Source organism: Xylanimonas sp. McL0601 (assembly GCF_049852175.1).
Taxonomy (GTDB): domain Bacteria; phylum Actinomycetota; class Actinomycetes; order Actinomycetales; family Cellulomonadaceae; genus Xylanimonas.
Window position 1 is genome coordinate 2,429,269 of sequence record NZ_CP187527.1, and the last position, 25,698, is coordinate 2,454,966.

The window sequence follows — 25,698 nt, forward strand, 5'->3', positions numbered from 1 at the left end:
GCTTCAGCGGAGCGATCACGCTCGACTCGGAACGAGCCGAAGCCGCACCAACCCGGCAGTCCCCGACCGTCACCATCGCGGACCAACATCCGGAAGTTCGGCGGCGACCCCGACCGGGTCGCCATCGCCGGGCAGTCCTCAGGTGGCATGAACGAACTCGAGCACCTCGTCTCCGCCGGCTCACGCGGCCTCTTCGAGCATCGTGCAGAGCGGCTGGGACCTGCCAGCAGGCTCTGTGCACGGTGGAGCGCGGCCGCCGCGACGCCATGATCTCTGGTGTCACCCGCTCGCACGGGTGACACATGTCCGGCCTGGTCGTACTGTCAGCACGCAACCGTCGGCGCCTGGGAAGGGAACTGATGTCGTTCATCACTCGCGGGTTCTCGGGGCACCGGCGCGAGCCGGACCCGCAGCTGCCGCCCGGCCAGACTCTTGTCCACGACTGGCCCGTGCTGTCCGCAGGGCCCACACCGCACGTGGACACCTCGAGCTGGGAGCTCGTCATCCGGGACGAGACGGGCACCGACCATCGGTGGGACTGGGACGGCCTGATGGCGCTCGGGGTCGAGGACGTCACGGTCGACATCCACTGCGTCACGCACTGGTCCCGGCTGTCGATGGAGTGGCGAGGCGTCAGCGTCGACAAGCTGTTCGAGTCGGTCGAGTCGGAGCACGAGTTCGTCATGGCCCACTCCTACGGCGGGTACACGACCAACATCCCGCTGGAGGACCTCCTCGACGGCAAGGCGTGGATCGCCGTCGAGGCCGACGGTGAGCCGCTCACCCCCGAGCACGGCGGCCCCGCCCGGCTGCTCGTGCCGCACCTGTACTTCTGGAAGAGCGCCAAGTGGGTCCGCGGCCTGGTCATGATGCCCGACGACGAGCCCGGGTTCTGGGAGCAGAACGGCTACCACCTCCACGGCGACCCCTGGCGCGAGGAACGGTACTGGTGACTCCTGGCGCCCTGACGGACGAGGCGACGGGCGGCAGCGAGGCCCGTCCCGTCCGGCCCCGACGCCGGGCCGCGTGGCACGTCGCGACCGTCACGGAGGTCCGGCCCGAGACCCCGACCGCCGTCCGCCTCGTCCTCGACGTCCCGACGTGGCCCGGGAACGACGCCGGGGCCCACGTGGACGTCCGGCTCACGGCGCCCGACGGCTACCAGGCGACCCGCTCGTACTCGGTCGCCTCCGCCGGCGACGGCACGCGGGTGGTCCTTGCGGTCGACGAGGTGCCCGACGGCGAGGTGTCGCCGTTCCTGGTGCACGACCTGCGGCCCGGCGACCAGGTGGAGCTGCACGGACCGCTCGGGGCCTTTTTCGTGTGGCGGCCCGGCCGTGACGACCGGCCCGTACAGCTCGTCGCGGGCGGCTCCGGCGTGGTGCCGCTGTACGCCATGGCGTCGCTGCACGGCGCCGCGAGCGACCCGACGGCATTCCGGCTGCTCTACTCGGTCCGCACGCCGCAGGACGTGTTCTTCGCGGACGAGCTCGCCTCGTTGAGCGACGCGGCCACGCAAGCCGCCTCGACCCTCGACCTCGAACTGGTCTGGACGCGCCGCGCGCCCGACGGCTCGTCCGGCTCCGTCGGCCGGCTCACCCGCGAGACGCTCGCGGCCCGCACGATCCCGGCCGCCGACCGGCCCCTGGTGTACGTGTGCGGCCCGACGGGGTTCGTCGAGGCGGTCGCCGGCTGGCTCCAGGAGGCCGGGCACGCTGCGGAGGACATCCGCACCGAACGATTCGGAGGCACGCCATGACCCACCTGGACTGCAACGCGCTCGCCGGCGCCCTCGCCGAGGTCTTCGCCGTCGACCTCACGGACGCCCGCGCACGCTGCACCGGCTGCGGCGCCGTCGGGCCGCTGGCGGAGGCAATGCTCTACACCGACGCGCCGGGCCTCGTCGCCCGCTGCGCCAGCTGCGACCACGTCCTCGCCACGGTCGTCGACTCCGGCGACCGGCTCTGGCTCAGCCTCACGGGGCTGAGCGCCATCGAGGTGCGGCGCTGAGGCCTGTCGGTGGCGCTCAACCCGTGGTCGGCGCGGGTTTGCGTCTACACGCTCGGCGTCGTCGAGGAGCTCGCCCGACATCGACCACCTTCGTGCTGCCCGCGCCCGTGACGCTGATGTTCGCCTTCGCGGTTCTGGACGAGCACCTGGGGACCTTTCCGGCGCGGTGAACGCCAACGGGCGGGACCTCGCTCGCGCGAGGCCCCGCCCGTCGTGCCCTGCGACCTACCGGACCTTGACGACCAGCGGGTGGGACCGCGTCGTCTGCCCGGCGGAGTCGGTCACCACGGCCTCCAGCCGGACGGCCTTCCCGCGCTGCGCGGCCGTCGGCGTCCACGGGACCGCGTACGGGGCGGACCCCGTAGTGCCGACCGCCTTGCCGTCGACGAGCAGCGTCACCGACCGCACGGCGACGTCGTCGGTCGCGCGGACCAGCGGGTGGACGGTGGACCCCGCCGAGACGACCGCCTGCATTGCCGGGTCGATCAGCTCCGCCGTCGGGGCCGCGTCGCGGACGACGCCGATCCCGGTCGGGACGTCGTGCAGGTCGACGTTCGACGGCTTGCCGACGACGACCGACGCGGCGCCGGCCGCGTCGGGCCCGGACACGACGCCGCCCGGCACGTAGCTGCCCGTGAGCGTGAACGGCGCCCCGAGCCGCACCCCCGTCCCGGCGGCGTCGGCGTTGCTGACGGCGACCCCGTTGCCGGTGAGGACGTCCCGGTCGCCCCAGACGCCGCCCGCGCCCTCGGTGCGGGCGTCGGTGAGCAGGATTCCGGTGCCGGCGTTGCCGGTGATACGGCTCGTGCGGACGAACCCGTCCGTGCCGTTCGCGTACCGCACCCCGGTCTGGGCGACGAGCGCGCCAGGCGTCCCGGTCACGACCGTGCCGGTGACGTACCCGTGCTGCTCGACGCCCGTCCGCAGGGCGTTGTCGGGGCTGCCGTCGGGGCCGCGGCCGCCGTCGAACAGGATGCCGCCGGCCTGGTAGCCGGTGACGACGCTGTCCGCGACGGTGACCTCGTTCTCGACGGTGCCGGGGCCGGACCCGAGGATCATGCCCGACTTGACGACGCCCCAGCCGTGCGGGTGCGCGGCGGCCTCCTCGGCGTTCGTCGCCGTGCGCAGCGGCCCGACGACGGAGCCCGACACCCGGCCAGAGGCCCCGAAGAAGGCGATGCCGGCCTCCGCCCAAGTGCTGCCCGAGGTGACCGTCACGCCGGAGATATCGACGAACATCTCGGTCGTGTCCGTCGACCCGAGCGACTGGCGGGAGACGGTGATGACGTTGCCGCCACCGTCGCGCAGGTACGGGGTCGCGCCGGCGAGCGACGTCACCGACTGGACCGGCTCGATCGTCACCTTGTCGGCACCGGCGCCCTTGATCTTCAGGGGCTTGGTGATGGTCAGCCCGTTCGTCGCGCCGGCGGCGACGGGGTTGGAGGCGTGGTTCACGGGCGTCGACGACTCCTGGTAGGTGCCGTCGCAGACGACGATCGTGTCCCACGGCGCCGCGGTGTCGACGGCGTCCTGGATCGAGGTGAACCCGGCGTCCGGGCACTGGGCGCGGTCGTCGTCGACGACCCACGTCGTGCCGCCCGTCGTCGCGCCCACGGTGTCCAGGAGCGTGAGGTTGCCGGGACCGTGGGCGGCCGACGCGCGCTCCGCGGCCGGGTCCGGACCCTGGCGCACGGGCCCGGAGCCGGCGCCCTGGTTCGGCGCAGTGCCGTCCGACAGGATCAGCGATCTGCCGTCGACCGACTCCTGGAACCGGACGTCGGCCACCTGGATCGACCCCGATGCCGGCGCGCCGGCATCGCCGAACCGCAGCGAGACGCTCGCGACCGACCGCAGGTCGACGCCCTGGGCGGAGAACTCGCTGAGCGGCACCCGGATCTGCTCGAGCACGATGTGCGTGTTGGGCGTGTTGGTGCCCGTCGACATGTGCAGGGCGTTGCCCCAGCGCGGGTCGCCCGCGTGCACGGCGCCCTCGTGGCCGGCGGCGTCCTTGACCACGACGAGGAAGTCCTGCGTCGACGCCTCCGGGTCGTAGGACTGCGGCCGCTCGTTCGGCCAGGTCGTGACCCCACCCAAGGTCACCTTGGTGCTGTCACCACGGTTGTCGGCGCCAGGGTTGCGCGGGTCGAAGAAGTTGACGTCGGCGTCCAGGGCGAGCGCCTTGAGCCCGCTGACGTCCGACGACGCGGCCGGGACCTGCGCGGTGAGCTGTGCCGTCTGGCCCGCCTCCCACGCCAGGGCGAGCTGGCGGCCGTAGGAGTGGTTGACGGGCGAGTTCTCGCGAGTGCCGTTCTGGCCACCGAGCGCCGCCTTTCCGGGCAGCGGGCACGGCTTGGACGCGGTCGGCAGCGTCGACTTGCCGAGCTGCGACGGCGCGAAGTCGTCGGGCTCGGGGTTGCACCAGTCGTACCCGCCGGCGGTGCGCGGGGGCAGCACCGTGCCGCCGTTGCCGAGGTACGGGTAGGCGAAGCCGCTGCCGGTGAGCGAGCCACCCAGCGCGTCGAGCGTCAGCGGGTCGGTCGCCTCCGGGCGGATGACGTCGACGCGCTCGGCGGGGGCGGCGAAGTACGTCGTCGAGACCCGGTCGGAGCACGGGATGCGCGCGCCGGACTCGCTCGTGGGGCACGCGGACGCCGGGATCTGCAGGTGGGAGTCCGTCGCCGACAGCTCGCCGGTCATGTACGGCTCGAACGCTCCCTCACCACCGACGTACCGGCGGAAGAAGGCCGCCATCGTGGCCAGGCCCAGCTTCTCCTGATCGCCCATGCGGGCGGGGTCGCCCGAGATCTTCGTGTTGACGAGCGGGTTGAACGTGTCGGCGTTGTCGACCTTGTAGTCCAGCGCGTCGTCGCCGTAGCCGGCCGCCCCTGACAGCCGCAAGTTGTTCGGGTGGATGTTGGTCGCGGCGAACGGTGCGGAGTTGCCGCAGGCGGCGTCGTTGTTGCTCTGGCCGTCGGCCCCGCCGTCGGCGTACCAGACCGTGTTGTACCAGTTGTGGATCGCGCCGAGCTGGGACACCTGGATGCGCGGGAACGGGTCGCTCGGGTCGACGTACTGGCTGCGCTCGAAGAACCGGGCACCTTGGAGGTTGGAGACGTCGCCGTCGCAGAACGGCAGGATCGTCATATACGGCATCCCGTAGGGCGCCTTGCGCTCGTAGTCGACGGGCGCGAGCGAGATGACGCCGCGCAGCGGGTAGCGCGGCCCGTCCGTGCGGGTGCGGTTGTAGTCGATGAAGCTCGTGACTGCGTCGCCGCCGCGCGAGTGGCCCATGAGCCCGATCCGGGTCATGTCCAGACGGCCCGCGAGCGTGGCGCCGATCGTCGTGTGGTCGTCGACGGGCAGGCCGCCGGGCTGGCTCGCCGCGGACAGCGCGTCGAGCGCGGCCGCGATGAGCAGGCGGCGGTCGTGCATGCCCTTGCCCTTGTTGTTGTCCTGCCGCATCATCAGCTGGTCCTGCGACAGGGAGAACGTGGTGTAGCCCCAGGTCGCGAGGTTCTCCCCGAGGTAGGCGTAACCGGCCTCGTTGCGCTTGAACTCCGCACAGCTCGCGGTGGACGAGTCCTGCCCCGAGTCACACGACCCGTGGTTGCCATGCACGAGGACGATCAGCGGGGACGGCTGCGTGCGGTCTGCCGGGTAGTACAGGGAGCCGCGGATCTCGAGCTTCTCCGGAGCCTGGGCGGTGCCCGGCGTCGGCGCCGCCCCGGACGAGTTCGGCTCCTGGATGTCCGCCAGGCCGAGCTTCGTCTCCTGGACCGTCACCGGCGTGTACGAGCCGCGGGCGGTCGGGTCGGGGAGGGCGGACGCGGCCGCCGGCGGGGCAGCCGCGGCCGACGCGGGCGCGGTCGCCGCGGCGGGCGGTGCGAGGAGTCCGGCGACGGGGACGAACGCTGCGAGCAACGCGACCGGTAACGCGAGGCGTGACCTGAAGATCGACGGTGTAGACACATGCACTCCTGCTCTGGAGAAGGGCGTCTGGCCAGGTCAGGTTAGAAATATGATGTTTCGCACACGTGACCCTCACGTTGCCTGGCAGCGCCCTTGGAGCCCCTCTGATGTCAGCCCCGTGTCGGCCAAGTCGCGGTGTCGTAAAGGCCCCCGCGCGTCGACCGGCCCGGCTCAGGGCCTAGACGGCAGCCGGCCCATGCTCACCGTGGCGCGGTGCAGCCCGCACCGGCAGATAACGGTGGTTGCGCAACTCCCCAACCCACACGCAGCGATCAGCCGAGTTCCACACACACCTCGTCCCGCTTCGACGCCATTCCGGAGACCATTTGTGGGAGGCGCCTGACCTGCGGCTACACCGGATCCGATGCGCATGGGAGGTCGACGCGCTCCGTAGGCTGGGATGTAGTGCATCGTCGCGATCGCAGTAGACGTGTGGCCGAGGAGCTCGGCAGCCAGATCGGTGCCCCCTGCGCGGCCGACCTCGGTCGCCACGGTGCGACGGAACGTGTGCGGCGTGGCGACATCGATCCCGCCCGCAAGCGCCGACGGATGTTCGCCGTCAGCAGTGGCGTGCCGTTGCGGCTGAAATACACGTGGTGCTTGGGTGGCAAAGGCCCGGTCTTCCTCAGCCGCTCGGTAGAGCGTCGGCGGTGAACGACGGCACGACGACGGTGCGCACAGCCTTGGCTGTCTTCGGGTGGTCCTGGCGGAAGGTCGGAGCGCCCTTGGGCGAGACGACGTCCGGGGGATCGCCACGACGGGGACGCCGACGTACTCCGCCAGCGTCTCGATGCTCAGCAGCGGCACGAGGCCGCTCGGCTGCGGGCTCGTGCCACCGTCGGCACCTGCGCCCCTCAGGCGCGCCTGCGCGGGTTACGCGGGGTTTTCGTGGGGACTGACATCTCCCAGAGACTCCTCAGGCCTGGTGAGACACGGTCTCACCAGGCCTGATACGTCGGGCTGACAGGATTTGAACCTGCGACCCCTTGACCCCCAGTCAAGTGCGCTACCAAGCTGCGCCACAGCCCGAGGAGCTCTCGCGAGCTCCTGGCCCCGCAGGGCCGACGAAATACTATCCCACCCGAACCCCGTACCCGACCATCAGGGCCGCCGTCGCGCCTCGTGCTCGGACGCGAGCAGCGCATACACCACCTCGCTGGCCCACACGCCGTCGGCGGGCCGCAGGTCGTTCTCCACCAGCCGGGCCTCGAGCCGCATCCCGAGGCGCTGCGCGACCCGCACGGACGCCAGGTTCTCGGCGTCGATCCGCGCGAACGCCCGGTGGAACCCGTACTGCTCGAACGCCACGCCGAGCAGCACTCGCCCGGCCTCGGTCGCGTATCCGAGCCCTGCGACGTCGGGGTGGAACGCGTACCCGATCTCGACCTGCCCCTCCCCCGGCGCCCACTTGAGCAGCGCCTCGCCCACGACGCCGCCGGGCCCCTCGACGGCGAGCATGAGCACGTCGCCGGGCGCCGCGAAGGCCCCGGCGGCCCACGTCGCGATCCGCTCCCGTGCGACCTCCGGCGTCCACGGCTCGAGGTAGAGGTACTTCATGACCTCGGGCCGCGAGCGCCACGCCAGGAACGCCTCGGCGTCGACGGGCCGCACGCGCCGCAGCGTGAGCCGGTCGGTTCGCACGACGACGTCGTCACCGTTCGTGGTGATGCCCACGTCCATGCCCGCAGCCTCCCTGCAGGAACCGCTCAGGTCAAGCCCAGAGCTTCCGCCCTTTCGGCGTAGTTGGTGCCGGCGTTCCGGCCGTGGGAACGCCAGCAGTTACTACGCCGAATGGGGGTAGGAAGATGCCTCCCCCGCCCGCGCGGAAGATCCCCCGGTGGGGGGAGGGAACGCCGTCGTCCCCGGGCGAGCGTGGGACGCACGACGAGAGAGGATCACCATGGACACGACCACACGCCCGCGCACCACCGCCGACCGGCAGACGAGCGCACGCCGCGCCCTGGCCGCCGCAGCAGCCCTCAGCGGGGTCGCTGCCCTGGCCGGGATCGCCTGGCTCACCGGCGTGCTCCCGGGGTACTACCCAGAGTCCCAGCCCGCGCTGGGCCACCTGCTCGACCTGCACACCATCACTGTCATCCACACGATCACCGCGCTGACAGGCACCGCGACCGGGATCCTCGGCGCCGTCGGGGCCCTGAGTCGCCGCACGCTGGTCGCTGTCGGCATCGCCGAGGTGCTCGTCTTCGGGTTCGCACTGCAGTCGATGGGCACGCTGTCCACCGCCGGGTACCTGCTCGCTCTGGCGATGCCGGTCCTCGTCGTCGTGCTGCTGGTTCAGGTGGTCCGCCGCTACCGCGTGGCCCGGTGGCTGGTGGGCGTGCCCGGGCTTGGCGCACTCGCCGTGGGTGCGGCCGTGGGTCGAGAGGCGCTCGCCACCGAGGCCGGGTACCTCTTCCCCGCGCTCGCCGCCCAGTGGGCGACGATCGCCACCACGCTGCTGCTCGTCGCCGTCGGCGCGCTCTGGGCGCTCGCGCTCGTCCGCGCGTTTGCGGGCACCGACGCGGCACGTCGCGCGGAAGACTGGATCCTGCGCCATCGGCGCGCGATCACGATCGTCGCCGCGACCGGTCCGCTGCCGTACGCGCTGATGCGGTTGACCTGGCTGACCCCGTGGCCCCAGCTCGGCGGCGCCGGGGTCGACCTGTCCACGCGGATCTGGGGGCTCACGCTCTCGAGCGGCGCCTGGCTCGGCTTCGCGCTCACGCTCGGCCTGATCCGCCCCTGGGGCGAGACCTTTCCTCGCTGGGTTCCCGGCCGCGGCGGCCGGTCCGTGCCCGTCGCGGCCGTCGCCGCGCCGGGCGGCATCGTCGCCGCGGTGCTCACCTTCTCCGCCGTCCCCGTCCTGGTCGGGCTCGCCGAGCACGGCGCGTTCTGGCTCGCCCTCGTCGCCTTCCCCTGCTGGTACTGGGGGCCGGCGCTCGCGCTCGCCGTGTGGGGCTACGTGGCGCACCGGGGCAGGATGGTCGCGTGACCACCGTGGTGCGCCGGTTCGCCTGGCACATGCTCGGCGCTGCGATCGGCCTGGCCCTGGCCATGCTGGTCGTCGCGCTGACACGGTCCGTGGTGCCCGCGCCGTCGCCGTGGGCCGAGGCCGCGCTGACCGTCGTCGGCGCGGCCGCCCTCGGCCTGGTCCCCGGCGCCCGCGAGCTGGAGGTCACGGCCGCCCGCACGATGCTGGGGACCACCGCCGAGCTCGTGGTGCCGGCGCACCAGCGCCCGGCGCACCGCGCTCGCACCGCCGTCTGGGTCGTCGTCCACCTGGCCACCGGCTTGCTCGTGGCCGTCGCGCTGTTCGCGCTGGTGCCCCTCGCAGGGCTCGTCGCCGCGGAGTCGGTCGTGGGGCGGCACCTCGGCTCGAGTCTCCCGGTGCCCGACGGCGCCGCCGCACGCATCCTCACCGTGGTCGCGGCGGTCGCCGTCGCGCTGGTGTGTGTGGGTCTTACCTGGCCGGCGGGGGTCGCAGCCCGCGCGCTCGCCGGGAAGGTGCTGGGCCCGACGCCGTCCGACCGAGCCGACGTGGCGCTCGCCCGCGCCCGACGCGAGGCCGAGCACACCCGGCTCGCCCGCGAGCTGCACGACGGAATCGGGCACGCCCTGACCATCATCTCCATCCAGGCTGCGGCAGGCCGCCGCGTCGCCGCCACGGACCCGGACGCGGCGACCGCGGCTCTCACCGCGGTCGAGGACACCGCCCGCGGCGCGCTGGCGGAGCTCGACGCGCTGCTCGGGGCCCTCCGCGACGACTCCGCCGGCGCGCGCACCACCGGCCTCGACGACGTCGTCGACGCCCACCGTCGCGCCGGGATGGACCTGCACGCCGAGGTCTCCCTGACCGATGACCTGCCGGGCCTTCTGCGCCGGTCGGTGGAGCGCATCGCCACCGAGGCGCTGACCAACGCCCACCGGCACGGCGGTCCCGGGCCCGTGCACCTGCGCGTGGCAGCCACGCCGTCAGCGGTGGACATCGAGCTGAGCAACCCCCTGCCATCCGAAGGGGCCGTTCGCCGCCGCGACGGCCGGGGTCTGCCTGGCATGCGGGAACGGGTCGCTCTGTTCGGCGGCCGTCTTACTACCGGACCAGACGGCGACCGCTGGCTGCTGCTCGCCACCCTCCCCCTGGACAGGCGGCCATGACGCCAGTGCGCGTGCTGCTCGCCGACGACGAGCCGCTGGTCCGCAGCGGCCTGCGCCTCATCCTCGACGCCGAGCCGGACCTCGAGGTGGTCGGCGAGGCCGGCGACGGTGGCGAGGCCGTGGCCCTCGCCCGAAAGCTGCGCCCCGACGTCGTGTGCATGGACGTGCGCATGCCCGGCGTGGACGGCATCCGGGCCACCGAGCTGGTGCTACGGCTTCCGGACGCGCCGAAGGTGCTCGTGGTGACGACGTTCGAGCACGACGGGTACGTGCTCGACGCTCTGACCGCCGGCGCGTCCGGATTCCTGCTCAAGCGCGCCCGTGCGGAGGAGATGGTCCAGGCCGTGCGCACGGTCGCCGTCGGGCAGCACCTGCTCTATCCGCAGGCGCTGCGGGACCTGGTGCGCACCCGCCCGCGCACGGCCGACGCCGAGCCGTCGCTCACGCCGCGCGAGCGCGAGGTGCTCGCCCTGGTGGCAGAGGGCCTCACGAACGCGCAGATCGCCGCCGCTCTGCAGGTCGGCGTGGAGACCGTGCGCAGCCACGTGGCCGCGACCCTTGCGAAGCTCGGCGCGCGCGACCGCACGCAGGCGGTCGTACTCGGCTACCGCGCCGGCCTGGTGGACCTATGAGCGGGTAGACAGGCTCGACCACCCGGACCGCTGGCCCGATGGCCCGATGGCCCGATGGCCCGATGGCCCGATGGTCGAGCCTGTCGACACCGCGGGCCTCAGCGCTTCCGCTTCTCCCGCACCCGCACGCTGACCTCGATGGGCGTGCCCTCGAACCCGAACGTCTCGCGCAGGCGGCGCTCGATGAACCGCCGATACCCCGGCTCGAGGAACCCGGTCGCGAAGATCACGAACCGCGGTGGGCGGGTCCGGGCCTGCGTGGCGAACAGGATGCGCGGCTGCTTGCCGCCCCGCAGCGGGTGCGGGTGCGCGGCCACCAGCTCGCCGAGGAACGCGTTGAGCTTCCCGGTCGGGATGCGCGTCTCCCACGACTCGAGGGCGGTTTCGATCGCCACCGTGAGGCGCTCCGTGTGCCAGCCGGTGCGGGCCGAGACGTTGACGCGCGGCGCCCACGTGAGCTGCACGAGCTCCTTCTCGATCTCGCGCTCGAGGAACGGCCGCCGGTCCTCGTCCATGAGGTCCCACTTGTTGTAGGCGACGACGAGCGCGCGCCCGGAGTCGACCACCTGCTGCAGCACGCGCGTGTCCTGCTCCGTCAGCGGCTGCGAGGCGTCGAGCAGCACGACGGCGACCTCGGCCTTCTCGATCGCCGCCGCTGTGCGCAGCGACGCGTAGAAGTCGGCGCCGCTCGTCTGGTGCACCCGCCGGCGGATGCCGGCGGTGTCGACGAACCAGTAGGGCACGCCCTTGATGAGCACCAGCTCGTCGACGGGGTCGCGCGTGGTGCCGGCGACCTCGTCGACGACGACGCGCTCCGCGCCCGCGATCTTGTTGAGCAGCGACGACTTGCCGACGTTCGGGCGGCCCACGAGCGCCACGCGGCGCGGGCCGCTCGGGCGCAGCTCGCCGTGCTCGGACACCGCGGGCAGCACCGCCAGGGCGGCGTCGAGCAGGTCGCCCACGCCGCGCCCGTGCAGCGCCGAGATGGGGAACGGCTCGCCCAGCCCCAGGCTCCACAGGTAAGCGGCGTCGGCCTCGGCAGAGGGCCCGTCGACCTTGTTGGCCGCGAGCACCACGGGCTTGCCCGAGCGGCGCAGCAGCTCGACCACGCGCTCGTCCGTCGCCGTCGCGCCGACTGTCGCGTCGACGACGAACATGACGGCGTCGGCCAGCGCGATCGCGACCTCGGCCTGCTCGGCGACCTTGGACTCGATGCCCGCGACGTCGACTTCCCAGCCGCCGGTGTCGACGACGTGGAAGTCGCGCCCGGCCCACTCGGCCGGGTAGGTGACGCGGTCACGCGTGACGCCCGGCTTGTCCTCGACCACGGCCTCACGGCGGCCGATCACGCGGTTGACCAGCGTCGACTTGCCGACGTTCGGGCGGCCGATGATCGCCAGCACCGGCAGCGGGCCGTCGGCCGCCACGAAGTCCTCGTCGCCCCACTCGCCGTCCAGCAGCGCGACGTCGTCGGCGTCGAGCTCGAACTCCTCGAGGCCCGCGCGCAGGGCGCGCTCGCGCGCCTCGTCGTCGTCGGACTCCGTGAAGAGCCCGTCGTCCTCGGCGTCGTCGTCGTCGACGTCCGCCTGCCCCTCCGTCACCTGCTCGACGACGGCGAGCAGCGCCTCGACGGTCTGCTCGAAGTCGAGGTCGGAGGAGTCCACGGTGACGACGCCGTCGGCCGCGACCTGGAACTCCATGACCGTCGAGTCGTCGCGGTCGCGGCGCAGCACCTGGTCGCGCGTCGCCTCGACGGAGTCGGAGTCGGCGACGCCGTGCACGTCGAGCGAACGACGACGCAGGCGGGCCTCCTCGGACGCGGTGAGCAGCACGCGCACGTCCGCGTCGGGTGCGACGACCGTGGTGATGTCGCGGCCCTCGGCCACCACACCCGCGCCCTCGACGCCCGCGATGATCTCGCGCTGACGGCGACGCAGCTCGTCGCGCACCGCGAGGTTGGTCGCGACCTTGGAGACCTCGGTCGAGACCTCGGTGGTGCGGATGGTCTCGCCGACGTCGGCGCCGTCCAGGTGGACGGTCGGCGCGTCGGGGTCGAGACCCATCTCGAGCGGCATGGCGCGCACGGCCTCGGCCACCCGCGGCTGGTCGGTCAGGTCGCCCACGGACTCCTGCGCCCAGAGCGTCGCCGCGCGGTACATCGCGCCCGTGTCGAGGTACGCGAGGCCGAGGCGGCGCGCCACCTCCTTCGAGACGCTGGACTTGCCGGAGCCGGACGGCCCGTCGACTGCGATGACAACCACGTTGACGTTCTCCTTGGGGTTCACAGGTCGACCGCGGCCATCAGGGTGCCGAGCTCGGTCCGGCCCAGCACCCGCGTGGTGCCGGGGCGCTGGTCGCCCAGCGCGATCGGGCCGACGCGCGTGCGCACCAGCCGCTCGACGGGGCGGTCCAGGGCGTCGAACATGCGGCGGACGATGCGGTTGCGGCCCTCGTGGAGGACCACCTCGACCATCGTCAGGTTGCCGAGCGCCTGGACGATCTTGACCTTGTCCATGCGCGCGGGGCCGTCCTCGAGCTCGATGCCGTCGAGCAGCGCCTTGACGACGCGCGGGTACACCTCGCCGCCGGACACGGTGACCAGGTACGTCTTGGGCACCTCGTACTTGGGGTGCGCGAGGCGGTTCGCGAGCTCGCCGTCGTTGGTGAGCAGGATCAGGCCCTCGGAGTCGACGTCGAGCCGGCCCACGTGGAAGAGGCGCTCCTCGCGGTTGCGCACCAGGTCGGCGAGCGTCGGACGGCCCTGCGCGTCCTCCATCGCGGACAGCATGCCGAGCGGCTTGTTGGCGGCGAGCGTGATCTTGGAGGTGTCGAGGATCACGCGCATGCCGTCGACGTGGATCGCGTTCTTCTCCGGGTCCACGCGCACGCCGAGCTCGACGACGATCTGCCCGTCGACGCTCACACGGCCGTCGGCGATGAGCTCCTCGGCCTTGCGGCGCGAGCCGTAGCCGGCCTGGGCCAGCACCTTCTGCAGGCGGACGCCGTCGGGAACGTGGACGTCGCGCGGGGGCTCGGCGGGTCGCTGCGGGCGGCGTCGGGGCGCGCCTGCGCCGGCGCCGCGGCGCGGAGGGGTGGGGCTCATGGGCCTATTCTCTCAGGCGTTGTCGTCGTTCGGATTCGTGGCGCGGTCATGCACGCCCAAAGTCGTCCAGGGCGTCGATGCCTGGCAGGTGTGGTGCGGTCGCCGGCAGCTCGTCGAGCGACTGCCAGCCCATGCGGTCGAGGAACTCGCCGGTCGTGGCGAACAGCACCGCCCCGCTGAGCGGGTCCTGCCCCACCTCCGCGACCAGTCCGCGGGCCAGCAGGGTGCGCACCACGCCGTCGACGTTCACGCCGCGCACCGCCGAGACCTGTCCGCGCGTGACCGGCTGACGGTACGCGATGACGGCCAGCGTCTCCAAGGCGGCCTGGCTCAGCCGCGCCGACTGCCCCTCCAGCACGAGCCGCGCGACGACGTCGGCGTGCGCGGGCGCGGAGTAGACGCGCCAGCCCTGCGCTCCCTCGCGCAGCTCGAACCCGCGCGGTCGTCCGCCGCGCTCGCCGCGGTACTCCGCGGCGAGCTCGTGCAGCACACCGACGACGTCGCCGACCGGCAGCGCGACGATCGCGGCGAGCCGCTCGACGCTCACGGGCGCGTCGGCGACCATGAGCACCGCCTCGAGCGCAGCCTCGGCACCGCCGGGCAGGCTCGCGACGTCGACCTCGGGGCTGCCAGCCTCAGCGCGCGCTCCGGCGCCCTCTGCCCCTGACAGGTCGGGCTCCCAGGTCGCGCTGTCAGGGGCAGGGTGCGCTCCGGCGCCTCGTGCTCCTGACAAGCCTGGGGTGGGGGTGCTCATGCCTGCGCCTCCTGCGGCTCGCCGTCGAACTCCTCGAAGCCCTCACCCACGTCGCCCGCGTCGGCATCCGCGCCCGTCCAACGGACGGTGAGCTCGCCCAGCGCCGCCGCCTGCTCGAACGCGACCTGCCCGCTCCGGAACAGCTCCAGCAGCGCGAGGAACCGCGCGACCACCACGAGCCGGTCCTCTCCCGCCGCGAGCGACCGGAACGTCATCGCGTGCTCCCGCCGCAGCCGCCCGACGACGATTGCGGCCTGCTCCCGCACGCTCACCGCGGGCGCGTGCAGGTGCGTGAGGGAGACGACAGGTGGCGCCTTCGGGGTCAGCGCACGGGCCGCGATCTCGGCCAGCCGCTCGGGCGTCAGCGTCCACACGAGCTCGGGCAGCAGCGCCGCCTGCTCGGGCTCGAGCGGCACCGACCGGGGCACGCGCCGCCCCTCGGTGGCCAGGCGCTCCGCCAACAGCACAGAGATCTCCTTGTACGCGCGGTACTGCAGCAGCCTTGCGAACAGCAGGTCGCGCGCCTCCAGCAGCTCGAGGTCATCGAGGTCCTCCTCGACGATCCCGGGCAGCAGCCGCGCGGCCTTGAGATCCAGCAGGGTCGCGGCGACGAGCAGGAACTCCGAGGCGGTCCCGAGGTCCCACCCGGGGTGCGCCCGGATGTACGCGACGAACTCGTCGGTGACGACGGCGAGCGCCACCTCGGTGACGTCGAGCTCGTGCTTGGCGATGAGGCTCAGCAGCAGGTCGAACGGTCCGGTGAAGTTGTCGAGGTGGACCTCGAAGGGGTTAGGCGGCATCCCCACGCGCCACGAGCTCTCGGGCCAGCTGCCGGTAGGCGATGGCGCCCGGGTGGTTCGGGGCGTACGCGGTGATGGGCTCGGCCGCGACGGACGCGTCCGGGAACTTCACGGTGCGCCCGATGACGGTGTGCAGCAGCGTGCTGCCGAAAGCCTCGTGCACGCGAGCCACGACCTCGCGGGAGTGCAGCGTCCGCGAGTCGAACATCGTCGGGAGGATGCCGTCGATCTCCAGGCCCGGGTTCAGACGGTCGCGCACCTTCTCGATGGTCTCCACCAGCAGCGCGACGCCGCGCAGCGCGAAGAACTCGCACTCGAGCGGGATCAGCACGCCGTGCGCAGCGGTCAGCGCGTTGACGGTGAGCAGGCCGAGCGACGGCTGGCAGTCCACCAGGATGACGTCGTACTGGTCGAGCACCGGCCGCAGCCCCCGCGCCAGCACGGACTCACGGGCCACCTCGCCCACGAGCTGCACCTCCGCCGCGGACAGGTCGATGTTGGCCGGCAGCACGTCGAGGTTCTCGATCGCCGTCGGCAGGATCACGTCCGTCGCCTGGACCGTGCGATCCATGAGCAGGTTGTAGACGCTCAGCTCGAGCTCGTGCGGGTTGACGCCGACGCCCACGGACGCGGCGCCCTGCGGGTCGAAGTCGACCAGCAGCACGCGCCGCCCGTACTCGGCCATCGCGGCGCCGAGGTTGATCGTGGTCGTCGTCTTGCCGACGCCGCCCTTCTGGTTGCACATCGCGATGATGCGGGCAGGCCCGTGGTGCAGCGGCGGCTCGGGATCAGGAAAGTCCGGCAGCTCGCGCCCCACGGCGTCGAGCCGCTCCGGGCCGACCTCGGTGGCGGCGGGTGCGAACAACGTGTCGTTCCCCAGTGCATCGCTCACGCGCGCCACGCTACCTCAGCCCCTTCCCGCGACCCGGAGACCCGCCCGGCGTGCCGCTTAGAGCGCCCGGGGGTGTGTCGCCGCGTAGACCTCGCGCAGCGCGTCGGGCGTGACCATCGTGTAGATCTGCGTCGTCGTCACCGACGCGTGCCCCAGCAGCTCCTGCACCACGCGGACGTCGGCGCCGCCCTGCAGCAGGTGCGTGGCGAACGAGTGCCGCATCGTGTGCGGCGAGACGTGCTCGAGACCGGCCCGCTCCGACGCCGCCTGGAGCACCGCCCAGGCGGACTGCCGCGACAGCGGCCGCCCTCGCGTGTTGAGGAACAGCGCGGGCGTCCCGGTGCCCGCCGTCGCGAGCACGGGCCGGGCCCGGACCAGGTAGGCGTCGAGCGCCGCGCGCGCGTACGACCCGACGGGGACGATGCGCTGCTTGTCCCCCTTGCCGTGCAGCCGCACGACGGCGTCCCGCCCGGGGTCGGCGTCCGGCGCCGCGGCCTCGAGCCAGCCCAGGGCGTCGACGTCGAGCCCCACCACCTCGCTGATGCGCCCGCCGGTCGAGTAGAGGAGCTCGAGCAGCGCGCGGTCGCGCAGCTCGACGGGCCCGTCGCCCTGGCCGGCGGCGTCGAGCAGGCGCGTGACCGCATCGACGCTGAGCGCGTGCGGCAGCCGGCGCAGCTGCGTGGGCGCGCGGACCGCGGCCGCCGGGTCCTGCGTGGAGAGCCCCTCGGCGTGCGCGAACCGGTGCCAGCCACGCACCGCGGCCAGGGCGCGCGCGGTGGACGACGGCGACAGCGGCGCACCGCCGTCGCCGCCCTGGCGCACGGCGGTGACGAAGCCGGCGACGTCGTCCTCCCCCACGGCCCCGAGGGACGTGCGCCCGAGCGCCTCGAGGTGGCGCAGGTAGCGGGCGAGGTCGCGCCGGTAGGCGGCAGTCGTGTTGACGGAGAGCCCACGCTCGACGCGCAGGTGTGCGAGGTAGTCGTCCAGTGCCGCCTCGAGCGGCCCGCTGACGACGACGCCGGCGCCCAGGGTCCCCGCAGCGGAGCGAGGAGACCCGTGGGGTAGGGCGACGCTGCTGCTCACGCGGTCATGATGCCGTCGGCCCCGCTCGCTGGTCACAAAGCCACGCCGTCGGCGCTGTCTTCAGGCAGCGGGTGACTGCACGCGGGACGGAGCCATGCCATGGACGAGGTCGAGTTCGAGATCTGGTCGCCTGGCGGGCGCCCTCGGACGACGAGCCCCCGCTACCCGCGGAGCTCGCGCCGCGGGAACCACGCACGCGTGTCCACCACGTCATGACGGCGGCGCTCGTCGCCGGTGCGCTCGCCGCCGGGGCGGCGGTCGGGGCGGCAGTCACCCAAAGCCACGCGACGGCCGCGGAGCGGGCAGCAGCCGCACCGCGGAGCGCCACCCGGCAGCCGAGCAAGCCCTGGCCGCGCGTGGTGCTGATCTCGGGGGCGATCGCCGTGCTGGAGATGCCCGACGGCAGGTGGCTCGTCTACGTGCGCCCCCGTGCCGCGCTGGCAGCCGACGATGCGGCGATCAGAACGGCAGGAACACGTCCACTGCCACGGCGACGAACAGGACCGTCAGGTACGTGATCGACGCGTGGAAGACCTTCATGGCGATCTTCGCGGTCTTGGCGCGGCCGCGGCGGGCGTTGTCGAGCATGAGCCACGTCTGCCAGCCGAACCAGACCCCGAGCGCGGCCGCGACCGTCGTGTAGACCCAGGTCATGCCGGCGAGCGGCACTAGCGCGAACGAGCAGGCGATCATCGCGAAGGTGTAGACCACCATCTCGACGGCCACGCGGCGGTCCGAGGCGACCACGGGCAGCATGGGCACGCCGGCCGCCGCGTAGTCCTTCTTGAACTTCACGGAGAGCGGCCAGTAGTGCGGCGGCGTCCAGAAGAAGATGACGCCGAACAGGGCGACCGGCGCCCAGCTGAGGCTCCCGGTGACGGCCGCCCAGCCGATGAACACGGGCATGCACCCGGCGACGCCGCCCCACACGATGTTCTGCGACGTCCGCCGCTTGAGGATCATCGTGTAGAAGACGACATACAGGGCGATGGCGGCGAAGGTGAGCCAGGCTGCGAACGGGTTGACCAGCAGCGCGAACCACACGAGCGAGACGACGCCGAGCGCGGTGGCGAAGATCAGGGCGTTCCGCGGGGTGATCTCGCCGGTCACCAGCGGGCGGCGCTTGGTACGGCTCATCACCGCGTCGATGTCGCGGTCGTAGTAGCAGTTGAAGGCGTTGGCCGAGCCGGCGGCGAGGGCGCCGCCCACGAGGGTGGCGATCACGAGCCAGAGGTCCGGCAGGCCGCGCTCGGCCAGGATCATCGTCGGGATCGTCGTGACCAGGAGCAGCTCGATGATGCGCGGCTTGGTCAGCGCGACGTAAGCACCGACGCGGCTGCGCAGGCGACCGGGGGCGGTCTGGCTGGTGGTCACGCGCGCGCTGGTCCGTTCTCGTGGTCCGGGGGTTCCGCCACATCTTACGGCCGCCCCATCGAGGCGGGCACCGCCCGGGCTGTGACACTGGCCCGCAGGGGCGACCATGCGGAACAATTCGGGGCGGACGACGGTTTGTGACGTCCGTCGACCTGCTGCCGGACATCATCGCCGCCGCCAGAGGGGTGCGATATAGGCTGGAAGGGCAACTGGCCGCCGCCGAGGCCGAGACCCCCCTGGCACACCGTCTCGCCAGGGATGCCGCGTGTCGGCACTCGGAGAGGCAACCCGTACATGTTCCCGGGGCCGCGATGCCCTGGACAGGAAAGAGGCATTCGTGAGCACGTTCGACCCCGCCCTGACGCCGCTCGAGTGGACTGAGCTTGACGACCGCGCGGTGAAGGCGATCAAGGCGATGGCCGCCGACGCCGTGGAGAAGGTCGGCAACGGCCACCCCGGCACCGCCATCTCGCTCGCCCCCGCGGCGTACCTCCTGTTCCAGAAGGCCATGCGCCACGACCCCTCCGACCCGCAGTGGGCCGGCCGCGACCGCTTCGTGCTGTCGGCGGGCCACTCGTCGCTCACGATCTACCTCCAGCTCTTCCTCGCGGGCTACGGCCTCGAGGTCGAGGACATCGAGGCGCTGCGCACCTGGGGCTCGAAGACCCCTGGTCACCCCGAGTTCCGCCACACCAAGGGCGTCGAGATCACCACCGGCCCGCTGGGCCAGGGCCTGGCCTCCGCCGTCGGCATGGCGTTCGCGTCCCGCCGCGAGCGCGGTCTGCTCGACCCGGCCACCGGCGCCGGCGAGTCGCCGTTCGACCACCACGTGTACGTCATCGCCTCCGACGGCGACCTCCAGGAGGGCGTGACCTCCGAGGCCGGCTCGCTCGCGGGCCACCAGCAGCTCGGCAACCTCATCGTGATCTGGGACGACAACAAGATCTCGATCGAGGACGACACCGACATCGCATTCTCCGAGGACGTCCTGGCCCGCTACGCGGCTTACGGCTGGCACACGCAGCGCGTCGACTGGACGCAGGGCGGCACCGGCTACGCCGAGGACGTGGACGCACTGGCCGCGGCCCTCGCCGCCGCCAAGGCCGAGACGGGCAAGCCGTCGATCATCGGGCTGCGCACCCTCATCGGCTGGCCGTCGCCCACCAAGCAGAACACGGGCGGCATCCACGGCTCGGCCATGGGCGCCGACGAGATCAAGGGCCTCAAGGAGATCCTGGGCCTCGACCCCGAGCAGCACTTCCAGATCGACGACGAGGTGCTCACCTACACCCGCAGCGTCGCCGCCCGCCAGGCCGACGAGCGCAAGGCGTGGGACACCGCCTTCGGCGCGTGGCAGACCGCCAACCCGGAGGCCGCCGCCCTCCTCGAGCGCCTCTCGGCGCGCGAGCTCCCCGAGGGCTGGACCGAGTCCCTGCCCGTGTTCGAGGCCTCGGAGAAGGGCGTCGCCACCCGCGCCGCCTCGGGCAAGGTCCTCACGGCGCTCAAGGACGTGCTGCCCGAGCTGTGGGGCGGCTCCGCCGACCTCGCGGGCTCGAACAACACCACCATGGACGGCGAGCCGTCGTTCATCCCGACCGTGCACGCCACCAAGAAGTTCCCGGGGCACGAGTACGGCCGCACGCTGCACTTCGGCATCCGTGAGCACAGCATGGGCTCGATCCTCAACGGCATCGTGCTGCACGGCCTGACCCGCCCGTACGGCGGCACGTTCCTGCAGTTCTCCGACTACATGCGCGCCGCCGTCCGCCTGGCAGCGCTCATGGAGATCCCGACGACGTTCGTGTGGACGCACGACTCGATCGGCCTCGGCGAGGACGGCCCGACGCACCAGCCGGTCGAGCACCTCGCCGCGCTGCGCGCGATCCCGCACCTCGACATCGTCCGCCCCGCGGACGCCAACGAGACCGCGTGGGCGTGGCGGGGCATCCTCGAGAACACGAAGAACCCGGCCGGTCTCATCCTCAGCCGCCAGAACCTGCCGACGTTCCCGCGCGGCGAGCAGGGCTTTGCGCCGGCCGAGGGCGTGCTGAAGGGCGCCTACACGCTGCTCGACACCGAGGGCACCCCCGACGTGATCCTCATCGGCACCGGCTCCGAGGTGCAGCTCGCCGTCAAGGCGCGCGAGCTCCTCGCCGCCGAGGGCGTGCAGGCCCGCGTCGTCTCGGCCCCGTCGCTCGAGTGGTTCGCCCGTCAGGACGAGGCATACCGCGAGTCGGTGCTCCCGGCCGGCGTGAAGGCTCGCGTCTCGGTCGAGGCCGGCGTGAAGCTGAGCTGGCGTGACCTGGTCGGCGACGCCGGCCGCTCGGTCTCGCTCGAGCACTACGGCGCGTCCGCCGACGCCGAGACCCTGTACCGCGAGTTCGGCATCACGGCCGAGGCCGTCGCCGCCGCGGCGCACGACTCGATCGCGGCCACGCAGGCGTGACATGACGGCAGGGCCGGCCCACCACGGGGCCGGCCCTCGCCGCCAACCCGGACACACCCAGCCGGCCGCCGCCGCCACGACGGGGACCGGCATCACAGACAGGAAGGTCCGACCCGCATGTCAACTCCCATCGGCCCCATCCACCGGCTCTCCGAATCCGGTGTGTCCATCTGGCTCGACGACCTGTCCCGCGAGCGCCTGACCACGGGCAACCTCGCACAGCTCGTCGCCGAGAAGGACGTGGTGGGCGTCACCACCAACCCCACGATCTTCGCGTCCGCCCTGAGCAAGGGCCACGCCTACGACTCGGCGCTGGCCGAGCTGGCCGGCGCGGACGTCGAGGCCGCCGTCGAGCGCATCACCACGGACGACGTCCGTGCGGCCGCCGACGTGCTGCGCCCCGCCTTCGACGCCACGAACGCCGTCGACGGCCGCGTATCGATCGAGGTCGACCCGCGTCTGGCCCGGGACACCGAGGCCTCCGTCGCCACGGCCGAGCGCCTGTGGGCGACCGTCGACCGCCCCAACGTCATGATCAAGATCCCCGCGACTGTCGAGGGCCTGCCGGCCATCACGCGCACGCTCGCCCAGGGCATCTCGGTCAACGTGACCCTCATCTTCTCGATCGAGCGCTACCGCGCCGTCATGGACGCGTGGCTCGCCGGCCTCGAGCAGGCGAAGGCCAACGGCCACGACCTGGCCCCGATCGGCTCGGTCGCCTCGTTCTTCGTCTCGCGCGTCGACACCGCGGTGGACACCGCGCTCGACAAGGTGGGCACGGACGAGGCGCTCGCGCTGCGCGGCAAGGCCGCGATCGCCAACGCGCGCCTCGCCTTCGCGGCCTACCAGGACGTCGTCGCGACGGACCGCTGGAAGGCTCTGGCCGCCGCCGGCGCCCAGCCGCAGCGCCCCCTGTGGGCCTCGACGGGCGTCAAGAACCCCGAGTACCGGGACACGATGTATGTCGACGAGCTCGTCGCGGCCGGGGTCGTGAACACCATGCCGGAGGCCACGCTCGACGCGTTCGCCGACCACGGCATCGTCCTCGGCGACACCGTCTCCGGCACGGCCGACGACGCCGCCGCGGTGATCGCCGCCGTCGAGGAGCAGGGAATCTCCATGGCCGCCGTCACCGCTCAGCTCGAGGACGAGGGCGTGGAGAAGTTCGAGGTGAGCTGGTCGCAGCTGCTCGAGACGACGCAGGCGGGCCTGGACACTGCCGGCGCGGCGGGCGGTGACCGGTGAGACCGGCCAAGATCTCCGCCGAGCACAACCCGCTCCGCGACCCGCGCGACCTGCGCCTGCCCCGCATCGCGGGGCCGAGCGGCCTCGTGATCTTCGGCGTGACGGGTGACCTGGCGCGCAAGAAGCTCATGCCCGCCGTGTACGACCTCGCCAACCGCGGGCTGCTGCCCCCGGGCTTCGCCCTGACGGGCTTCGCCCGCCGCGAGTGGGCCGACGAGGACTTCGCCAAGGTGGTCCACGACGCCGTGCGCGACCACGCACGGACGCCGTTCCGGGAGGCCACCTGGCGGCAGCTCGCCGAGGGCATCCGGTTCGTCCAGGGCTCGTTCGACGACGACGACGCGTTCGCCAACCTGCGCAAGACGGTCGAGGCCCTCGACGCCGAGCGCGGCACCGGCGGCAACCACGCGTTCTACCTGTCGATCCCGCCCAGCGCGTTCCCGACGGTCGTGAGCCAGCTCCAGGAGCACGGCCTCTCGACGCCGCAGCCCGGCGCCTGGCGCCGCGTCGTCATCGAGAAGCCGTTCGGCCACGACCTGGCCAGCGCGCGCGAGCTCGACGCCGTGGTGTCCGAGGTGTTCGACCAGGACTCGGTGTTCCGCATCGACCACTACCTGGGCAAGGAGACGGTCCAGAACCTGCTGGCGCTGCGCTTCGCCAACCAGATGTTCGAGCCGATCTGGAACGCCAACTACGTCGACCACGTGCAGATCACGATGGCCGAGGACATCGGCATCGGCGGCCGCGCGGGCTACTACGACGGCATCGGCGCGGCGCGCGACGTCATCCAGAACCACCTGCTCCAGCTCCTGGCGCTCGTGGCGATGGAGGAGCCGGTGAACTTCGAGGCGGGCGCGCTGCGTGCCGAGAAGATCAAGGCGCTCTCGTCGGTGCGCCTCCCCCGCGACCTGGGCCGGCACACCGCGCGTGGCCAGTACACGGCCGCGTGGCAGGGTGGCGAGAAGGTCGTCGGCTTCCTCGAGGAGGAGGGGTTCAACCCGAGCTCCACCACCGAGACCTACGCCGCCGTCCGCCTCGACATCGACAACCGCCGCTGGGCGGGCGTGCCGTTCTACCTGCGCACGGGCAAGCGCCTGGGCCGCCGCGTCACCGAGGTGGCCGTCGTGTTCAAGAAGGCGCCGCACCTGCCGTTCGAGTCCTCGCTCACCTCCGACCTCGGCAACAACGCCCTGGTCATCCGGGTCCAGCCGGACGAGGGCGTCACCCTGCGGTTCGGCGCCAAGGTGCCGGGCACCGCCATGGAGGTGCGCGACGTGACCATGGACTTCGGTTACGGCCACGCGTTCACCGAGTCGTCGCCCGAGGCGTACGAGCGCCTCATCCTCGACGTGCTGCTGGGCGACCCGCCGCTCTTCCCCACGCGCGAGGAGGTCGAGCTCTCCTGGAAGATCCTCGACCCGATCGAGGCGTACTGGGCCCGCCAGGGCAAGCCCGAGCAGTACCCCGCCGGCACCTGGGGCCCCGCCTCGGCCGACGCGATGATGGCCCGTGACGGCCGCGCCTGGAGGAGGCCGTAATGATCATCGACATGCCCGAGACCACCACCATCGCCGTCGACAAGCGCCTGGTGCGCCTGCGCGACGAGGGCGGTGCCGTCGCCCTGGGCCGCGTGCTCACGCTCGTCGTCATGGCCGACGAGTCCGACGTCGAGACCGCCGTCGAGGCGGCCAACGACGCCAGCCGCGAGCACCCGTGCCGCGTGCTCGTGTTCGCGTCCGCGGGTCCGATCGACGCCGAGCCGCGGCTCGACGCGCAGATCCGCGTCGGCGGCGACGCCGGCGCGTCCGAGGTCGTCATCCTGCGCACGGTGGGCCCGCTCCAGGAGGAGCCCGACGCCGTCGTGATGCCGCTGCTGCTGCCCGACGCGCCGATCGTCGTGTGGTGGCCGCGCGAGGCGCCTGCGACGCCGTCGGAGCACCCGATCGGCCGGATGGCCCACCGCCGCATCACCGACTCGGTCATGTCGGCCGAGCCGGAGGAGATGATCCGGTCGCTCGGCGAGCACTACGCCAGCGGCGACACCGACCTCGGGTGGGCGCGCGTCACCCTGTGGCGCGGCCTGCTGGCGGCGGCCCTCGAGCAGCCGCCGTTCGAGCCGGTCACCGGTGTCGTCATCGAGGGCGAGAAGGGCCACACGTCGCTCGACCTGCTCGCCGGCTGGCTGCGGGCTCGCTTGCGCGCCCCGGCCGTGATCGACCACAAGCCCGGCGCGACGGCGATCACGCGCGTGACGCTGCAGCGCAAGGGCGGCGACATCGTGCTCGACCGGCCGGACGGCCGCACCGTGACGATCTCGCAGGCCGGGGCTCCGGACCGCCGGATCGCGCTGCCGATCCGGAAGCTCAACGAGGCCCTCATCGAGGAGCTGCGCCGCCTCGACCCCGACGAGGTCTACGAGGAGGCCCTCATCACGGGTCTCCCGCTCGTCGACGCCGAGGCCGCCCAGGGGGACGCCGCGTGACCAGCCGGCTCGTCGTCGTCCACCCGGACGTCGACGTGCTGGCCGAGGCCGCCGCCGCGCGGCTGCTCACCCGCATCCTCGACGTGCAGTCGGTGCGCCGCCCCGTGCACGTCGTCCTCACCGGCGGCACCGTCGGCATCAGGGCGCTGGCCGCTGCGGCGGCGAGCCCCTTGGTCGCCGCCGTCGACTGGTCGGGCGTGCACCTGTGGTGGGGCGACGAGCGGTTCTTGCCCACGGGCGACGCCGACCGCAACGAGACGCAGGCCCGCGCCGCCATGATCGACGCCCTCGTGACGTCGGCAGGGCTGCCGGAGGCCAACGTCCACCCCGTGGCCGGCCCGGACACCGCGGGCTCCCCCGAGGAGTCCGCGGCCGCCTACGCCGCCGAGCTCGCGGCGCAGGCCGACGACGGCGCCCCCGTACCGGCCTTCGACGTGCTGCTGCTGGGCATGGGCCCCGACGGGCACGTGGCGTCCCTGTTCCCCGGCCACGAGGCCCTAGGGGCGACGGGCGCGACGGTCGGGGTGCACGGCTCCCCCAAGCCGCCGGCCGAGCGCGTCTCGCTGACGTTCGACGCGATCAACGCGGCCCGCGAGGTGTGGGTCGTGGCGGCGGGCGCCGAGAAGGCCGAGCAGGCCGCGGCCGCGCTGGCGGGCCAGCCGGTGGCCGAGGTCCCGGCGTCGGGCGTGGCGGGCACGGACCGCACCCTCTGGCTGCTGGACACGGCGGCGTCAGACGCCCCGTAGCACCCGC

22 protein-coding genes and 1 tRNA gene are annotated in these 25,698 nt (G+C 72.9%); 13 read left to right on the top strand and 10 right to left on the bottom strand.

Translation table 11 applies throughout. From position 1 onward, the window contains the following. Positions 1-87 precede the first annotated feature (87 nt). From ACO4JP_RS11185 to ACO4JP_RS11200, 4 genes are all read left to right on the top strand, one after another. Positions 88-270 (top strand): carboxylesterase family protein, encoded by a 183-nt coding sequence (locus ACO4JP_RS11185; protein WP_425957093.1) that lies wholly within the window; start codon positions 88-90, stop codon positions 268-270. An 89-nt stretch (positions 271-359) separates the two neighbouring features. Continuing rightward, positions 360-953 (top strand): sulfite oxidase-like oxidoreductase, encoded by a 594-nt coding sequence (locus ACO4JP_RS11190; protein WP_425953770.1) that lies wholly within the window; start codon positions 360-362, stop codon positions 951-953. Then, positions 950-1,759 carry an FAD-binding oxidoreductase gene (locus ACO4JP_RS11195; protein WP_425953771.1) on the top strand — a complete coding sequence of 270 codons (810 nt, stop codon included), beginning with the start codon at positions 950-952 and terminating at the stop codon, positions 1,757-1,759. The genes ACO4JP_RS11190 and ACO4JP_RS11195 overlap by 4 nt, the downstream gene beginning before the upstream one ends. After that, complete coding sequence (locus ACO4JP_RS11200; RefSeq protein WP_425953772.1) at positions 1,756-2,010, top strand: DUF6510 family protein; 255 nt, start codon at positions 1,756-1,758, stop codon at positions 2,008-2,010. The genes ACO4JP_RS11195 and ACO4JP_RS11200 overlap by 4 nt, the downstream gene beginning before the upstream one ends. A gap of 225 nt (positions 2,011-2,235) precedes the next feature. Here ACO4JP_RS11200 and ACO4JP_RS11205 read toward each other — a convergent pair whose 3' ends face one another. Beyond that, entirely contained in the window at positions 2,236-5,979 is a 3,744-nt protein-coding gene (locus ACO4JP_RS11205) for an Ig-like domain-containing protein (protein ID WP_425953773.1), read from the bottom strand. 432 nt (positions 5,980-6,411) lie between these two features. On the opposite strand from ACO4JP_RS11205, the gene ACO4JP_RS11210 reads away from it, so the two are divergent. Next, positions 6,412-6,633, top strand: a complete 222-nt coding sequence (locus ACO4JP_RS11210) for a hypothetical protein (RefSeq protein WP_425953774.1) — start codon at positions 6,412-6,414, stop codon at positions 6,631-6,633. A gap of 301 nt (positions 6,634-6,934) precedes the next feature. Here the strand turns inward: ACO4JP_RS11210 and ACO4JP_RS11215 are convergent. Beyond that, positions 6,935-7,008 (bottom strand) — tRNA-Pro (locus tag ACO4JP_RS11215). A gap of 72 nt (positions 7,009-7,080) precedes the next feature. Further along, positions 7,081-7,659 (bottom strand): GNAT family N-acetyltransferase, encoded by a 579-nt coding sequence (locus ACO4JP_RS11220; protein ID WP_425953775.1) that lies wholly within the window; start codon positions 7,657-7,659, stop codon positions 7,081-7,083. Positions 7,660-7,879: 220 nt separating this feature from the next. On the opposite strand from ACO4JP_RS11220, the gene ACO4JP_RS11225 reads away from it, so the two are divergent. The 3 genes from ACO4JP_RS11225 to ACO4JP_RS11235 are packed head-to-tail and all read left to right on the top strand — an operon-like array spanning position 7,880 to position 10,766. Next, complete coding sequence (locus ACO4JP_RS11225) at positions 7,880-8,971, top strand: hypothetical protein (RefSeq protein ID WP_425953776.1); 1,092 nt, start codon at positions 7,880-7,882, stop codon at positions 8,969-8,971. Beyond that, entirely contained in the window at positions 8,968-10,134 is a 1,167-nt protein-coding gene (locus ACO4JP_RS11230; RefSeq protein WP_425953777.1) for a sensor histidine kinase, read from the top strand. The genes ACO4JP_RS11225 and ACO4JP_RS11230 overlap by 4 nt, the downstream gene beginning before the upstream one ends. Continuing rightward, positions 10,131-10,766 carry a response regulator gene (locus ACO4JP_RS11235; protein WP_425953778.1) on the top strand — a complete coding sequence of 212 codons (636 nt, stop codon included), beginning with the start codon at positions 10,131-10,133 and terminating at the stop codon, positions 10,764-10,766. Before ACO4JP_RS11230 ends, ACO4JP_RS11235 begins: the two co-directional genes overlap by 4 nt. Positions 10,767-10,864: 98 nt before the next feature. Here ACO4JP_RS11235 and der read toward each other — a convergent pair whose 3' ends face one another. The 7 genes from der to ACO4JP_RS11270 all read right to left on the bottom strand — a co-directional run bounded on the left by der (position 10,865) and on the right by ACO4JP_RS11270 (position 18,772). Next, positions 10,865-13,027, bottom strand: coding sequence for a bifunctional cytidylate kinase/GTPase Der (gene der, locus ACO4JP_RS11240; protein ID WP_425953779.1), 2,163 nt, complete (start codon positions 13,025-13,027; stop codon positions 10,865-10,867). Positions 13,028-13,047: 20 nt separating this feature from the next. Further along, entirely contained in the window at positions 13,048-13,869 is an 822-nt protein-coding gene (locus ACO4JP_RS11245; RefSeq protein ID WP_425953780.1) for a pseudouridine synthase, read from the bottom strand. Between the two features lie 46 nt (positions 13,870-13,915). Then, positions 13,916-14,623, bottom strand: a complete 708-nt coding sequence (gene scpB / locus ACO4JP_RS11250) for an SMC-Scp complex subunit ScpB (RefSeq protein ID WP_425953781.1) — start codon at positions 14,621-14,623, stop codon at positions 13,916-13,918. Then, positions 14,620-15,423, bottom strand: a complete 804-nt coding sequence (locus ACO4JP_RS11255; RefSeq protein WP_425953782.1) for a segregation and condensation protein A — start codon at positions 15,421-15,423, stop codon at positions 14,620-14,622. The genes scpB and ACO4JP_RS11255 overlap by 4 nt, the downstream gene beginning before the upstream one ends. Beyond that, a complete protein-coding gene (locus ACO4JP_RS11260; protein WP_425957094.1) occupies positions 15,413-16,303 on the bottom strand; it encodes a ParA family protein in 891 nt (296 codons plus the stop codon). Before ACO4JP_RS11260 ends, ACO4JP_RS11255 begins: the two co-directional genes overlap by 11 nt. A 69-nt stretch (positions 16,304-16,372) precedes the next feature. Beyond that, complete coding sequence (locus ACO4JP_RS11265) at positions 16,373-17,344, bottom strand: site-specific tyrosine recombinase XerD (protein ID WP_425957095.1); 972 nt, start codon at positions 17,342-17,344, stop codon at positions 16,373-16,375. A gap of 513 nt (positions 17,345-17,857) precedes the next feature. Beyond that, entirely contained in the window at positions 17,858-18,772 is a 915-nt protein-coding gene (locus ACO4JP_RS11270; protein WP_425953783.1) for a heme o synthase, read from the bottom strand. A 337-nt stretch (positions 18,773-19,109) separates the two neighbouring features. On the opposite strand from ACO4JP_RS11270, the gene tkt reads away from it, so the two are divergent. The 5 genes from tkt to pgl all read left to right on the top strand — a co-directional run bounded on the left by tkt (position 19,110) and on the right by pgl (position 25,691). Beyond that, entirely contained in the window at positions 19,110-21,218 is a 2,109-nt protein-coding gene (gene tkt, locus ACO4JP_RS11275) for a transketolase (protein WP_425953784.1), read from the top strand. Between the two features lie 117 nt (positions 21,219-21,335). Continuing rightward, on the top strand, positions 21,336-22,463 hold the full coding sequence (gene tal / locus ACO4JP_RS11280; RefSeq protein WP_425953785.1) for a transaldolase: 1,128 nt from the start codon (positions 21,336-21,338) through the stop codon (positions 22,461-22,463). Beyond that, the gene (gene zwf / locus ACO4JP_RS11285) at positions 22,460-24,001 is read left to right on the top strand and encodes a glucose-6-phosphate dehydrogenase (RefSeq protein ID WP_425953786.1); all 1,542 of its coding nucleotides are present in this window, start codon (positions 22,460-22,462) and stop codon (positions 23,999-24,001) included. The genes tal and zwf overlap by 4 nt, the downstream gene beginning before the upstream one ends. Further along, positions 24,001-24,945 (top strand): glucose-6-phosphate dehydrogenase assembly protein OpcA, encoded by a 945-nt coding sequence (gene opcA, locus ACO4JP_RS11290; RefSeq protein ID WP_425953787.1) that lies wholly within the window; start codon positions 24,001-24,003, stop codon positions 24,943-24,945. The genes zwf and opcA overlap by 1 nt, the downstream gene beginning before the upstream one ends. Next, entirely contained in the window at positions 24,942-25,691 is a 750-nt protein-coding gene (gene pgl, locus ACO4JP_RS11295; protein ID WP_425953788.1) for a 6-phosphogluconolactonase, read from the top strand. The genes opcA and pgl overlap by 4 nt, the downstream gene beginning before the upstream one ends. The last annotated feature ends 7 nt before the right edge of the window (positions 25,692-25,698 follow it).